Source organism: Neobacillus rhizophilus (assembly GCF_018343535.1).
GTDB classification, from domain to species: domain Bacteria; phylum Bacillota; class Bacilli; order Bacillales; family Cytobacillaceae; genus Neobacillus; species Neobacillus rhizophilus.
Genome location: NZ_JAGYPF010000007.1, coordinates 1 through 13427, shown reverse-complemented (window position 1 = coordinate 13427; position 13427 = coordinate 1). Strand labels below are relative to the sequence as shown.

The 13427-nt window shown below is 42.6% G+C and carries 13 protein-coding genes and 9 tRNA genes; 20 read left to right on the top strand and 2 right to left on the bottom strand.

The window, feature by feature from the left end; all coding sequences use genetic code 11:
- Nucleotides 1-132 precede the first annotated feature (132 nt).
- From cshA to KHA99_RS28730, 4 genes are all read left to right on the top strand, one after another.
- On the top strand, nucleotides 133-1623 hold the full coding sequence (gene cshA / locus KHA99_RS28745; RefSeq protein WP_249367008.1) for a degradosome RNA helicase CshA: 1491 nt from the start codon (nucleotides 133-135) through the stop codon (nucleotides 1621-1623).
- Nucleotides 1624-1720: 97 nt separating this feature from the next.
- Nucleotides 1721-2683 carry a UV DNA damage repair endonuclease UvsE gene (uvsE, locus tag KHA99_RS28740; RefSeq protein ID WP_213120938.1) on the top strand — a complete coding sequence of 321 codons (963 nt, stop codon included), beginning with the start codon at nucleotides 1721-1723 and terminating at the stop codon, nucleotides 2681-2683.
- 79 nt (nucleotides 2684-2762) lie between these two features.
- Nucleotides 2763-3242 carry a PH domain-containing protein gene (locus tag KHA99_RS28735; RefSeq protein ID WP_213120937.1) on the top strand — a complete coding sequence of 160 codons (480 nt, stop codon included), beginning with the start codon at nucleotides 2763-2765 and terminating at the stop codon, nucleotides 3240-3242.
- Entirely contained in the window at nucleotides 3235-4686 is a 1452-nt protein-coding gene (locus KHA99_RS28730) for a PH domain-containing protein (protein ID WP_213120936.1), read from the top strand. The genes KHA99_RS28735 and KHA99_RS28730 overlap by 8 nt, the downstream gene beginning before the upstream one ends.
- Before the next feature lie 11 nt (nucleotides 4687-4697).
- Here KHA99_RS28730 and KHA99_RS28725 read toward each other — a convergent pair whose 3' ends face one another.
- Nucleotides 4698-5288 (bottom strand): rhomboid family intramembrane serine protease, encoded by a 591-nt coding sequence (locus tag KHA99_RS28725; protein ID WP_213120935.1) that lies wholly within the window; start codon nucleotides 5286-5288, stop codon nucleotides 4698-4700.
- A gap of 90 nt (nucleotides 5289-5378) precedes the next feature.
- On the opposite strand from KHA99_RS28725, the gene acpS reads away from it, so the two are divergent.
- From acpS to KHA99_RS28695, 6 genes are all read left to right on the top strand, one after another.
- Nucleotides 5379-5732, top strand: coding sequence for a holo-ACP synthase (gene acpS, locus KHA99_RS28720; RefSeq protein WP_213120934.1), 354 nt, complete (start codon nucleotides 5379-5381; stop codon nucleotides 5730-5732).
- 166 nt (nucleotides 5733-5898) lie between these two features.
- Nucleotides 5899-6912: a LolA family protein gene (locus KHA99_RS28715; RefSeq protein WP_213120933.1), complete on the top strand. Its 1014-nt coding sequence runs from the start codon at nucleotides 5899-5901 to the stop codon at nucleotides 6910-6912.
- A 132-nt stretch (nucleotides 6913-7044) separates the two neighbouring features.
- Nucleotides 7045-8202, top strand: coding sequence for an alanine racemase (gene alr / locus KHA99_RS28710; RefSeq protein ID WP_213120932.1), 1158 nt, complete (start codon nucleotides 7045-7047; stop codon nucleotides 8200-8202).
- Between the two features lie 184 nt (nucleotides 8203-8386).
- Nucleotides 8387-8668 carry a CopG family ribbon-helix-helix protein gene (locus KHA99_RS28705; protein ID WP_213120931.1) on the top strand — a complete coding sequence of 94 codons (282 nt, stop codon included), beginning with the start codon at nucleotides 8387-8389 and terminating at the stop codon, nucleotides 8666-8668.
- Nucleotides 8669-8672: 4 nt separating this feature from the next.
- On the top strand, nucleotides 8673-9023 hold the full coding sequence (gene ndoA, locus KHA99_RS28700) for a type II toxin-antitoxin system endoribonuclease NdoA (RefSeq protein ID WP_007083556.1): 351 nt from the start codon (nucleotides 8673-8675) through the stop codon (nucleotides 9021-9023).
- Nucleotides 9024-9345: 322 nt separating this feature from the next.
- A complete protein-coding gene (locus KHA99_RS28695) occupies nucleotides 9346-11520 on the top strand; it encodes a Tex family protein (RefSeq protein ID WP_213120930.1) in 2175 nt (724 codons plus the stop codon).
- Between the two features lie 17 nt (nucleotides 11521-11537).
- Here the strand turns inward: KHA99_RS28695 and cmpA are convergent, their stop codons facing one another.
- Entirely contained in the window at nucleotides 11538-11648 is a 111-nt protein-coding gene (gene cmpA, locus KHA99_RS28690; protein WP_213120929.1) for a cortex morphogenetic protein CmpA, read from the bottom strand.
- Nucleotides 11649-11742: 94 nt separating this feature from the next.
- Here cmpA and KHA99_RS28685 point away from each other — a divergent pair, with 94 nt between their 5' ends.
- The 10 genes from KHA99_RS28685 to KHA99_RS28640 all read left to right on the top strand — a co-directional run bounded on the left by KHA99_RS28685 (nucleotide 11743) and on the right by KHA99_RS28640 (nucleotide 13291).
- Nucleotides 11743-12219, top strand: coding sequence for a SprT family protein (locus KHA99_RS28685; protein ID WP_213120928.1), 477 nt, complete (start codon nucleotides 11743-11745; stop codon nucleotides 12217-12219).
- Between the two features lie 119 nt (nucleotides 12220-12338).
- A tRNA-Asn gene (locus tag KHA99_RS28680) sits at nucleotides 12339-12413 on the top strand.
- A gap of 4 nt (nucleotides 12414-12417) precedes the next feature.
- Nucleotides 12418-12508: transfer RNA gene (locus KHA99_RS28675), tRNA-Ser, on the top strand.
- 12 nt (nucleotides 12509-12520) lie between these two features.
- Nucleotides 12521-12592: transfer RNA gene (locus tag KHA99_RS28670), tRNA-Glu, on the top strand.
- A 63-nt stretch (nucleotides 12593-12655) separates the two neighbouring features.
- Nucleotides 12656-12730 (top strand) — tRNA-Gln (locus KHA99_RS28665).
- A 7-nt stretch (nucleotides 12731-12737) separates the two neighbouring features.
- Nucleotides 12738-12822: transfer RNA gene (locus tag KHA99_RS28660), tRNA-Leu, on the top strand.
- A 63-nt stretch (nucleotides 12823-12885) separates the two neighbouring features.
- Nucleotides 12886-12971: transfer RNA gene (locus KHA99_RS28655), tRNA-Leu, on the top strand.
- Between the two features lie 59 nt (nucleotides 12972-13030).
- Nucleotides 13031-13104 (top strand) — tRNA-Arg (locus KHA99_RS28650).
- A 22-nt stretch (nucleotides 13105-13126) separates the two neighbouring features.
- A tRNA-Pro gene (locus KHA99_RS28645) sits at nucleotides 13127-13203 on the top strand.
- Between the two features lie 14 nt (nucleotides 13204-13217).
- A tRNA-Gly gene (locus KHA99_RS28640) sits at nucleotides 13218-13291 on the top strand.
- Nucleotides 13292-13427: the final 136 nt, after the last annotated feature.

Sequence of the window (13427 nt, the reverse complement as noted above, 5' to 3'; positions counted from 1 at the left end):
AAATGGGCATACTCCTTGGGAGGAATGTCTTTTTTTTGGTAAAATAAAGATGTTACTTGATCGGTATCGGGCGAATAGATTTAGCTTTAGATATTAAAAATATTGTTAAATAGATGAAGGAGAATGAATACATTGACGAAGTTTGAAGATTTAGGTATTAGCCAGGCTACGTTAAAGGCCGTCCTTAGAATGGGTTTTGAAGAAGCCACTCCTATTCAGGCGGAGACAATTCCATTAAGCTTAGCAAATAAAGACGTAATTGGCCAGGCTCAGACAGGAACAGGTAAAACCGCAGCCTTTGGGATTCCTTTAGTTGAAAAAATTGATATAAAACAAGAAGCGATTCAAGGGATTATTATTGCCCCGACTCGGGAACTTGCTATCCAGGTATCCGAAGAGCTTTATAAAATTGGTGCGGGTAAAAGAGTTCGGGTTCTGCCGATTTATGGCGGACAGGATATTGGACGGCAAATCCGTTCATTAAAGAAAGCGCCGCATATCATTGTCGGGACACCAGGCAGGATTCTTGACCATATTAACAGAAAAACCATGCGTCTTGACCAAATTCAGACAGTAATTCTGGATGAAGCCGATGAAATGTTGAATATGGGATTTATCGAGGATATTGAATCTATCCTTGCAGGAGTTCCGGAAGAAGGGCGCCAAACATTGCTTTTTTCAGCGACCATGCCAGGGCCAATCCAACGAATTGCTGAAAAGTTTATGAAAGATCCGCAGATTGTCCGCGTGAAAACAAAAGAAATGACAGTTCCTTCCATTGAACAGTACTACGTGGAAGTGCAAGAAAAGAATAAGTTTGATGTCTTAACAAGACTTCTTGATATCCAATCACCAGAATTGGCGATTGTGTTTGGACGTACGAAGCGCCGTGTCGATGAGTTATCCGAAGCCTTGAACCTTCGCGGCTATACTGCAGAAGGCATCCATGGTGACTTAAGTCAGGCAAAACGCCTTTCTGTGTTACGTAAGTTTAAAGAAGGTAATATCGATGTTCTTGTTGCAACTGACGTAGCGGCACGTGGGCTTGATATTTCCGGCGTTACCCATGTTTATAACTTCGATATCCCGCAGGATCCGGAAAGCTATGTACACCGCATCGGACGTACTGGCCGTGCCGGCAAAACGGGTGTAGCGATGACATTTATTACACCACGTGAAAAGCCATATTTATTTGTGGTGGAAAAAACAACGAAGCGCAAAATGGAGCGAATGAAGCCGCCAACCCTTGATGAGGCATTGGAAGGACAGCAGCGAGCTGTAGTTGATAAAATCCAGCAGACGATTGAATCCAACAATCTTCATTATTATAAAAATGCGGCCGAAGAATTACTAGAAGCCAATGATGCTTCAACAGTTGTGGCAGCAGTGCTGAAAATGTTGACCAAAGAGCCTGATACAACACCGGTTAAGCTGACTGAAGAGGCGCCGCTTCCATCGAAAAAGGAAAGAAGACCTCATGATCGTGGTGGAGACCGGGGCGGGGATCGCCGTAGAAGAGATGATTCGCGGAACTATAATTCTGACCGCAGAAAAAAAGCACCGGTAAAACCTCGCGGTGAAAGAAAAACCGGCGGCGGCAAACCAAAGTCAAAAACATATTAAGATGATGTATTAAAGCATGGATGCTGGCTGTGTCCGTGCTTTTTTATATGTGAAAAAAGGGCAGACTAAATGTTAAATACCTTTTGGAGGATTTAACATGATTATACGTCTTGGATATGTCGCCATGAGTGTGGAACTTCAAAATGCATCCCCATCGCAAACAATGACATTTGCACAATTCAGCAAAATTAAAGACAGGGATGCGGCTATTCGTAAACTGGAAAGGATTGCCGAATCAAATTTACATAATTGCCTCCGTCTCCTAAAGCATAATGAAGCCAATCAAATTCACTTCTTTCGGTTAAGCTCGCGGCTCATACCACTGGCCAACCATGAGGAATTACTCGATTGGAATTACATGAAACCATTAATAGAGCCCCTAAAAGAGCTGGCAGACCACATCAAGAAGCACCCAGCAAGAATTGATTTCCATCCTGATCATTTTGTTGTTCTTAATTCACCGGATAAAGAGATTTTAAAAAACTCATTGAGGACACTTGTTATGCATAAAGCCCTGCTGAAGGGTATGGAAATCGACACGGAACACCGCTGTGTCCTTCATGTCGGCGGCGGGTATGATGATAAGGAAAAGGCTCTCGAATTATTTATTCATAACTGGGCCTATATTTCCCCCTCTATCCAAAGAATGATAATGCTGGAAAACGATGATACGACATTTACCGTTAAAGAGACCTTATATCTTTGTGAAAAACTGGGCATTCCCATGGTGTTTGATTATCACCATCATTTGGCTAATCACGAGGACAAAAATTGGCAGGAGGATTGGGGCCGAGTGGTGGAGACCTGGCAGGATTCTCGGCTGCCAATAAAAATGCATATTTCTAGCCCGCGGTCCGAACGTGAATTTCGTGCTCATGCGGATTTTGTAGATGTGGAGATGTTCCTTCGGTTTCTTGCTCAAATCAAGGGGACGGTTCCAGAGATTCATTGCATGATCGAAGCGAAGCAAAAGGATGCCGCTCTCTTTCAACTTTCTCGGGATCTGCAAGGTAAGAGCGGAATCAAAATGCTGGATCAGTCAAGTTTTCTGATGGAATAGTAGAGCTTCCATTCGTTTCTATGTATACTTATATGTGAAAGTTTGCCAATTTCTCATTTAAAAGGGAGGGGGAAATAGAATGCAGACAGAACCGCAAAAACGCATCTCGGTAAGTGCCCTGAAAGTTTGGCGCATTTCTGGTGTTATAAAAGCAGCGATAGAGTGGGCAATAGCTGTCACGGCCATCATAATAATACATATATTTAACGGACCACTTTGGGTATCCGTTATCCTTATAGCGATCGCCATCATATTAACCTATTTACATATTTTCTTATTCCCATCAATCAGATGGAAACGCTGGCGGTACGAGGTCCGCGAAGAAGAAATTGATACCTTGGAAGGGATTTTTATCATTAGTCGTACGCTCGTGCCGATGGTCCGTGTTCAGCATGTCGATACCGTACAAGGCCCAATTTTAAGAAAATATAAGCTGGCATCGGTCATCGTCCATACGGCCGCCACCGCTCACGAAATTCCTGCCTTGGAGGAGAGCGAAGCGGAAGAATTACGATTCTATATTTCAAAATTGGCAAGGGTGGCTGAAGATGATGTCTGAACCAAAACGGCTTCACCCCATCGCCAGCGTCATTAATACCGGAAAAAGATTAAAAAACCTTTTCATCCCTTTAGCTGCAATATTTTTTTCAGGAGGGCGGGAAGGTAAGGAATCTCTTTTAATTACACTTGGTATAGCCTTTGTTGTTGTTCTTTTCACTTTTATCTCCGGCCTAATTTCTTGGTTAAAATATACTTATCGATTTGAAAATAATGAGCTTCGAATCGAATACGGGATTTTCATTCGCAAAAAACGCTATATCCCCTTTGAACGAATCCAAAGCATCGATTTGACAGAAGGCATTTTACAGCAGTTGTTTGGGCTTGTGAAGGTACAAATTGAAACAGCCGGTTCAAGTGGAGACGAGGAAGCGGAGGCTGTTCTTTCAGCCATCAACAAGGCAGAGGCAAAGCTTATTCAAGAGTATGTAGCAGCGGCTAAAACGGGTGATTCAGAAGTAGCAAACCACCAAGTGGCCAAGCCGATTTTTAAAATAACCACACCGGAATTATTGCTCCTATCGTTAACATCGGGAGGCATCGGGGTAGTGATATCTGCTTTATTCGCACTGCTTTCCCAGTTTGACGATTTCATCCCTTTTAAAAAAATCTTTGGCGGGTTGGAAAATTGGGCGGTTCATAATCTTATCCTTATTGCCATCATTGTCTTTATCGGCTTTTTCCTGGCATGGCTGATTGCTTTAGTGATGACAATGCTTAAATATGCTAATTTCACGGTAGTAAAAACAAAAAAGGACTTCGTTATTTCACAAGGGCTTCTTGAGAAAAAACAAATCATCATTCCATTAAACCGGATTCAAGCCATAAGAATCAGTGAGAATCCAATCAGGCAATTGCTTGGTTATGGAACGGTGTATGTGGAAAGTGCCGGGGGATCCATTGAGAACAAGGATGGCGCAAATGTCATCCTACTGCCAATCATGAAGGTAAAGGAATTGTCTGCAATAATTGGCCCTTACTTGCCGGAGTTTCATTTCACGACGTCCTTCACGCCAGTCCCGAAGCGGGCATTAAGGCGTTATATTTTCCGCAGCTGGTTCATTCCAGTTCCAGTCGCAGTGGCAGCCATCTTTTTTTTCAAAATATGGGGTCTCTTTTCGCTGCTCCTAATTGGCTTATTTACATTTTGGGCGATACTGAAATATCAAACCGCAGGCTGGAGTTTGGATGGTCAGCAGCTGACCCTTAGATTTCAGACCACCAACCGCACCACTGTCTTTATGAAGAAAAACAAGATTCAAAGCTTGGAAATAAGGGAAAGTTATTTTCAGCGAAATAAAGAATTGGGGACAATTGAGGCCTATGTAAAATCGGGATTAGGCGGTGCCGGCGGGACAGTTGTCGACATGGAAAAAAGCGAGGTAGAGAAGATTTTCGGCTGGTACTCTAAGGAACAGAAAAACAGGGAGGCAGCGCGCGGTTGAAGCCTCCCTGTCTATTCTAGACTTTGCCGTGAAACTGCCCCAAGCAAAAGCCCGCCCAGCAGCCCAAAAAGGTGGGCGGTAATATTCACGTTAGGTTCAAGAAATGTCATTACTAAGCTGATAACAGTAAGTGTGATGATTATTTGGGAATTCGCTTTGGAAAGTGTATTTTTTTTGAAAAGAATAAGCGCCAAATAGTAGCCGAACAGCCCGAATATCGCACCGCTTGATCCGACATGTGTATAGGTGAGCGCCTCAAGCAACAAGGTGGCAACATTGGCGACCAATCCGGAAACCAGATAAACAATCAAAAATCGTCCGCCGCCAAGCATCCGCTCTAGCCCTGGCCCAAATAAAACAAGGGCAAAACTATTAAAGAGCATATGGGAGAAACCGCTGTGCATAAAAATTGGTGTCATCAACCGCCAATACTCGCCCTCCATAATGTAAAGATTGACCCCGGAGAGGGTTTCAATAAACCAAGAGTTGGGGAATATTGGTAAAATGGTACAGGTAAAAAGAATGAGATGAATGGCCACAATAATAGAAACCACCGGGTAAAAGCGAAGAAACTCGCGAAGACTTTCTGTTCGAGTAAACATTATTTTCCACCTCTTAGTACCATCATAGACTATTATTTTATCTTGTACACTATTATGCTGACAGAAAATGAAATAGAAGGAAGATTAACGATGATTAAAGGAATTGGCATTGATATTATTGAACTTTCCAGAGTTCACGAAATTATCAGCCGGCAGCCCAAATTTATCAACCGGGTTTTGACAGCGGGCGAAAAACAAAGATTCTCAGAATTGGCAGAGCGTCGAAAGGTCGAATTTTTAGCTGGAAGATTCGCAGCAAAAGAAGCTTTTTCAAAAGCGATTGGAACGGGGATTGGTAAAGAGTTTTCCTTTTTGGATATTGAAATTAGTTCGGATGAGTTGGGCAAACCGGTCATTATAAAACCGGATGTATGTGCCCATTTGTCCATTTCCCATAGTAGGGATTACGCTGTCGCCCAAGTTGTGATTGAAGAGGATAACTAATTTTAAAAAAAGCTTGTCAGGCCTGTTAGCATATTCCCCAAGGTTGTCTCATATATTCATAGGGAAAAAGGAGAGACAAGGTCAGCTTGGTCATTTTGGTTATCATGCCTGATCCCTGCCTTTCTCTTCTCAATACACTGAAATGAGACAAGAAGGGGTTGAAGGAATGAGGAAAAAGTTAGTGCTGCTCATCACGGGGCTGATCGCAATCTTCATGCTCGCTGCCTGCGGTTCTAAATCACAGGATGATGTGGTAAAAGATTTAAATGGAAAGCAAAAGGACTTATCAAGCTATAAAGCTGAAGCAAAAATGACCCTCAAAATGGGGTCGGATTCTCAGGTTTACGACGTGGAAATCTGGCATATGGATCCAAACTTTTACCGTGTTAACCTAAAAAATGCGGAAAAAGACCAAAGTCAAATGATTTTAAGAAATAATGAAGGCGTGTTTGTGTTAACACCTGCTCTGAAAAAGAGCTTCCGCTTCCAAAGTGATTGGCCGCAAAACAGCAGCCAGGCTTACCTTTATGAATCATTAATTAAAGACATTGTGGCCGATAAAGACGCCAAATTTTCCGCTACGAAAGAACACTACGTGTTTGAAACAAAAACCCGCTATCAAAATAATAGTATGCTTCCAATCCAGGAAATTAAGCTGAATAAAAAGGATTTGTCACCAGCAGTCGTTAAAGTGATGGACCCTGACCGAAATGCTCTTGTAACAGTAGAATTTACAAAGGTTAAATTCAACGCCAGCTTTGACAAGGACGACTTCGATATGAAGAAGAACATGACCCGTGCAGAGCTAAATATGCCGGCGATGGCAGACGGAGGCGATAAGATCTTTACGGTTAAATATCCAACCTATGAAATCAAAGGTACCAAACTAATTGAGGAAAAATCAGTCAAGATTGAGGATGGAAAACGGGTTGTCCTTACTTACGACGGTAAAAAATCGTTCACCCTTGTTCAGGAAAAGGTAAAATCGAAGGTTGCCTCGACTACTCCGACTTATGTAGAAGGTGACTTGGTTGACCTAGGCATTACGATTGGGGCCGTTACTGATCATTCGATTTCCTGGTCACAGGGTGGGGTCGATTATATGATTGCCTCCAAAAACCTGACGAAGAAAGAGATGGTCGAGATCGCTAAATCCGTCCAAGGGGAAGCAGTAAAATAAAATAAAGTTTCAAGCCGCGGAGGTGTTGCACCTGCCGCTGATTGGAACCAATAATTTACACCGGCAGGCTCTTAGGGGCCTGTTTTTTTATATGTTATAATACTGGTATTAATGTATTTAGGAAGTGGAATCATGGGAGAACAAGACTCTTTTTATCGGGATACATGGGTAGAAGTAGATTTGGATTGTATTGCGGAGAATGTCACATCTGTCAAAAAACATCTGCCTGAAGGGGTGGACATTTTTGCAGTCGTGAAAGCTAATGCCTATGGCCACGGGGATATCCAAGTGGCTGAAACCGCACTGAATGCAGGGGCGGTGTATTTGGCGGTAGCCTTTATTGATGAAGCAATTGCGCTGCGAAAAAGAGGGATAACAGCACCCATACTTGTTTTAGGAGCTTCTCGTCCGGAGGACGTCTCAGTAGCTGTTCAAAATAATATCACCCTAACTGTTTTTAAAAAGGAATGGCTCGAGGAAGCAAAACAGCAGTTGAATACAAATGAGCAACTAAAGGTCCATGTTAAAGTGGATACTGGAATGGGACGGATCGGTGTCCGTACTGTCGAGGAATTAAAAGCTGTTGAACAAACCATTGCAGCTGATAGCCGATTTTTGTTTGAAGGTATTTTTACGCATTTCGCAACGGCTGATGAGTTGGAAACTGCCTATTTCAATGAGCAGTTAAGCAAATTCGAAGCACTTGTTGGCACATTGGCTAAACGGCCAAAGTATATTCATGCCAGCAACAGTGCAGCCGCTATCCGGTTTCCAAAAGCTTATTTCAATGCTGTCAGGCTTGGAATTGCGATGTACGGGTTAACCCCATCATTGGAAATGGAACAGGAAATTCCTTTTTCTCTAAAAGAAGCTTTCTCGTTAAAGACAAAGCTTGTCCATATTAAGAAGCTGCCAAAAGGCAACAAAGTGAGCTATGGGGCCACATATGAAAGTGAACAAGAAGAATGGATTGGCACTTTGCCTATCGGATATGCTGATGGATGGATTCGCAGGCTACAGGGACAGGAGGTCCTAATTGCAGGGCTTCGCGCACCAATTGTCGGCAGGGTATGTATGGATCAATGCATGATCCGCCTTCCTTTTGAGATTCCTGTTGGAACAACCGTCACGTTAATTGGCAGCGAAGGTGACCAAATGATTTCCGTTAATGAAATTGCCGCCAAGCTTGACACCATTAATTACGAGATACCGTGTATCATTGCGAGTCGGGTGCCACGCATTTATAAAAAAAGTGAAAGAATTGTCGAGATAAAAAATTACTTGCTATAGGTGTAAATTATGCATAGGAAACATATTTATGATATTGCGGTAATTTGTGCATAAAAGCTTGTTTAGTTGGCTTATAATACAATAGGAATCATATTTAGTCTATGCATGAAGGGCGTTTAGTGTTATTATAAAATATGGTATAGATAAAAAAATGGTGTGTAGTGATGGTGGAGGTGTATGTTGGGTGTCTGAATCCAGCGCAACTACGGAAATCTTGGTAAAATTACCGCAGCATCTATTAACTGAATTAGATGGTTTCGTAAAGCAGGAAAATGTAAACCGCAGTGAGTTTATCTACCAAGCAACAAAAATGTATTTACGCGAACGAAAAACGAGACAAATTCGCGAATCCATGAGACGTGGATACATGGAAATGGCAAAGATTAATCTTAGGATTGCGTCAGAAGCATTTCAAGCAGAATATGAGGCAGAGCATACTGTTGAACGTCTTGTAAGCGGAGGATAATCCCTTGATTGTCAAGCGTGGTGACGTATATTTTGCGGACCTTTCCCCAGTTGTTGGTTCTGAACAAGGCGGCGTCCGCCCTGTACTAGTCATCCAAAACGACATCGGGAATCGGTTTAGTCCCACAGTGATTGTTGCAGCGATTACAGCTCAAATTCAGAAAGCGAAGCTCCCTACTCATGTTGAAATTGATGCGAAGCGCTACGGATTTGAACGCGACTCAGTCATTCTGTTAGAGCAAATTCGCACAATTGATAAGCAGCGGTTAACCGATAAAATTACCCATCTCGATGACGAAATGATGGAAAAAGTGGATGAAGCCTTGCAGGTAAGTCTTGGTCTCATCGAATTTTAATTTAAAACGCTCTTTGTGAAAAAAGAGCGTTTTTTCGTACATAATTCTGCCCTCATATTGCTAAGGCAAGCTCATGGAAGCTTGCCTCTTTTATTTTTTTAAGAGGAAACTTGTTCTTGGAAGGAAGAGCACGAAGGTTGAAGGACAAAACAGGGGTTGAACGGGTTTAAAGTGCCCTAGATAGGCGAAATGAAGGACAGAACGGGTTGAAACTAGGAGTGAAATGTCCTTCATAAGTGAGAGGAAGGGCATATACCATTTAATGAAACCCCTGCGCTAATTTGATACAATAAGTGTTAAAAGGAAATTGGAGGTAAAGTCAGTGACCGAAACAGTAGTTAAAGACGAACAATTACTAGGCAAAATTGCCGCTGAATTGGCAATCAATCATAAGCAAGTAAAAAATGTTATTTCCTTACTGAATGAAGGAAATACCGTTCCGTTTATCGCACGCTATCGGAAAGAAATGACCGGTGCCCTGGATGAGGTGCAAATCCGGAACATTTTAGAACGCTGGCAATACATACAAAACCTCGAGCAAAGAAAAGAAGAAGTTCTCCGGATCATTGCGGAACAAGGAAAGCTGACCGAAGAGCTCCAGCAAAGTATCGTAAAAGCAGAAAAGCTCCAAGAGGTAGAAGATTTATACCGTCCCTATAAACAAAAAAGACGAACCAAGGCTACTATAGCCAAGGAAAAAGGCCTTGAGCCGCTGGCTGAATGGCTACTGACATTTCCTAAAGAAAGTGTTGAAGAAAAGGCGAAAGAATTTTTATCGGAAGAAAAAGAGGTTCTTACAATAGAAGATGCTCTATCCGGTGCAAAGGATATTATTGCGGAAACGGTGTCAGACGATGCGGAAGGCCGTAAGTGGATTCGTCGGGAAACTTTCAAATCCGGTGTGGTTGTCTCTGTTGTAAAGGAAGCGGAAAAGGACGAGAAAAACGTTTACGAAATGTACTATGAATACGAGGAACCGGTAAATAAAATCGTTCCCCACCGTATCCTTGCCTTAAACCGCGGTGAAAAAGAAGACATTTTAAGAGTGTCTATCAAAATTAACCCAGATATCATCATTTCATATTTGTCTAAAAAGTGGGTTAAAAAGGAGTACTCGCCAACAGCCCCATTTGTATTGGAAGCAATCGAAGACGGCTATAAAAGATTAATCCAGCCGTCTATTGAGAGAGAAATCCGCAGTGAGTTGACTGTAAAAGCAGAGGAACAGGCCATTCATATATTCTCAGAGAATTTGAGAAACCTTCTCCTCCAGCCGCCGTTAAAGGGGAAAATCGTCTTAGGTGTCGACCCAGCCTATCGGACAGGCTGTAAGCTGGCGGTTGTGGATGAAACCGGGAAAGTCTTAAAGATTGATGTCATTTACCCGCACCCACCGAAAGCGAAGCCCGAGGAAGCAAAAGACAAGTTTATCAAAATATTGCGGGACTATAAGGTTGAGATGGTTGCTGTCGGAAATGGGACTGCCTCTAGAGAGACAGAGCAATTCGTAGCTGATATTTTAAAAGAAGTTAAGGGAGAAATCTTTTATCTAATTGTGAATGAAGCCGGGGCAAGTGTGTATTCTGCTTCCGATCTTGCAAGAGAGGAATTCCCAAATTTCCAAGTAGAAGAACGGAGTGCCGTGTCAATTGCCCGCCGTCTGCAGGACCCGCTTGCGGAATTGGTTAAAATAGATCCTAAATCAGTAGGAGTCGGCCAATACCAGCATGATGTATCGCAGAAACTTTTGTCCGAATCACTCCATTTCGTCGTGGAAACGGCGGTTAACCAGGTCGGCGTGAATGTGAATACTGCCTCATCTTCCTTGCTGCAGTATGTTGCCGGCCTTAATAAAACAGCAGCCAATAATATTGTGAAAATGCGCGATGAGGAAGGGAAATTCACCAGCCGCTCGCAATTAAAGAAGGTTCCTCGCCTTGGCGCAAAAACCTATGAACAAGCGGTGGGCTTCCTGCGGGTATTAGATGGAAAACAGCCGCTGGACCGGACAGGAATTCACCCGGAAAATTACAAAGAGGTAGAAAAATTACTTAAAAACCTCGGCTTTACAACTGCTCACCTAGGGTCTGAAGAGTTGAAATCTGCCTTGAACGGCCTTGATTTGAAGTCTGTTTCTGAAGAGTTATCCATCGGTGAGTTAACATTGAAGGATATTGTTGACGCACTTGTAAGACCGGAACGTGATCCGCGTGACGACCTGCCTCGTCCGCTTTTGAAAAAAGATGTCTTAAAACTGGAAGACCTAAAATCCGGAATGGAGCTCCAAGGTACAGTAAGAAATGTTGTTGATTTTGGAGCCTTTGTAGATATTGGTGTTAAACAGGACGGGCTTGTTCATATCTCAAAACTAAGTACTCGATTCGTCAAACATCCGCTCGATATTGTTTCAGTAGGGGATGTAGTAACCGTCTGGGTAGATTCAGTTGATATGAAAAAAGGCCGGGTAGCCTTAACCATGCTTCCGCCAGCAAAATAAATGAAAACACTGCTTGCTTAGCAGTGTTTTTTTCTGTAAAAAAACCAGCATTGATTTAACAGCTTAATTTGGTATCGATTTTTTTCATAGAATGCTCTTTTCATTTGGTTTTGAAACCAAGTAGGCATAAATTAAACCTCCCGAAAAGTTTCTCCACAAGGGTATATACAATATATGCTATAATAGGTTGTCACGTTCGCAAAGAAAGTGAGGGAACCTTAAATGAAGGATTCGGAGCTTCAATTGATGGTGGAAAAAATCTCAATGGAGTACTTTGGGAAGTCATTCAAACATAAGGCATCCTTTAATTCTCGGCTCAGATCAACTGGCGGCAGATATCTTTTGGGTACACATAATATCGAAATTAATAAAAAGTATTTGGAGCAGCTTGGCGAACAAGAATTAATTGGGATCATCAAACACGAACTAGTTCACTATCATCTTCATCTTGAAGGCAAGGGATACAAGCATCGTGATTTAGATTTTAAAACACTCTTAAAAAAGGTGGGAGCTCCAAGGTTTTGCAATCAGCTTCCGGATGCCCCAAAAAGAAAACGTAAAGCTAAAAAAATACTTTTATATAAATGCACAAAGTGTAGCCTTCCATATCAGCGCAGAAGAAGCATTGATACAAGTCGCTATGTTTGTGGAAGTTGCAAAGGGAAATTAGAAAAGGTCAAAGAATATCTTTTGGAATGAAAGTTTGAAAAACCATTTATTTCTATGAAAATTCGTATTGACTTTAATTAGAGACGTCATTATAATTTAAAGAGTCGATAGGGCAACGTCTTATTGGACAGCTTCATATTTGCTATTATTCCGCAGTAGCTCAGTGGTAGAGCTATCGGCTGTTAACCGATCGGTCGCAGGTTCGAATCCTGCCTGCGGAGCCATATTGGGGAAGTACTCAAGTGGCTGAAGAGGCGCCCCTGCTAAGGGTGTAGGTCGCGCAAGCGGCGCGAGGGTTCAAATCCCTCCTTCTCCGCCAGGTTAAAATATCGGCCCCTTGGTCAAGCGGTTAAGACACCGCCCTTTCACGGCGGTAACACGGGTTCGAATCCCGTAGGGGTCATCAGGAATGGGGAATGAAACAAATTCATTTCCTGTTTCTTTCTCTCTTGAAAAATAAATATATTGGGCTATAGCCAAGCGGTAAGGCAACGGACTTTGACTCCGTCATTCGTAGGTTCGAATCCTGCTAGCCCAGCCATTTTTATGCGGGTGTGGCGGAATTGGCAGACGCACCAGACTTAGGATCTGGCGCCGCAAGGCGTGGGGGTTCGACTCCCTTCACCCGCACCAATAATTTCCTGTTGAAAAACTCCAGGAAACATGTTATGATTTTCTTTGTCACTAATTTAAAATGCGGTCGTGGCGGAATGGCAGACGCGCTAGGTTGAGGGCCTAGTGGTGGCAACACCGTGGAGGTTCAAGTCCTCTCGGCCGCACCAAAAAAATATATTGACATAATAAATCGAATGTGATAAGATATAAAAGTTGATTAAAAAGAGCGCCCGTAGCTCAATTGGATAGAGCGTCTGACTACGGATCAGAAGGTTATGGGTTCGACTCCTGTCGGGCGCGTTCTAAAGTTTAATTCCAATATCGGGAAATAGCTCAGCTTGGTAGAGCACTTGGTTTGGGACCAAGGGGTCGCAGGTTCGAATCCTGTTTTCCCGACCATCATAATTTTATATGCGGGTGTAGTTTAGTGGTAAAACCACAGCCTTCCAAGCTGTTGTTGTGGGTTCGATTCCCATCACCCGCTCCACTTTAGAATAATAGTTCTTTGAAAACTAAACAAACAAAAACGTCAACAAACAATAATATTCGTTTCATTTGAAACGAAGCCAACGTAACATTTTTGAGCTAATCAACTCAACTTTATTGGAGAGTTTGATCCTGGC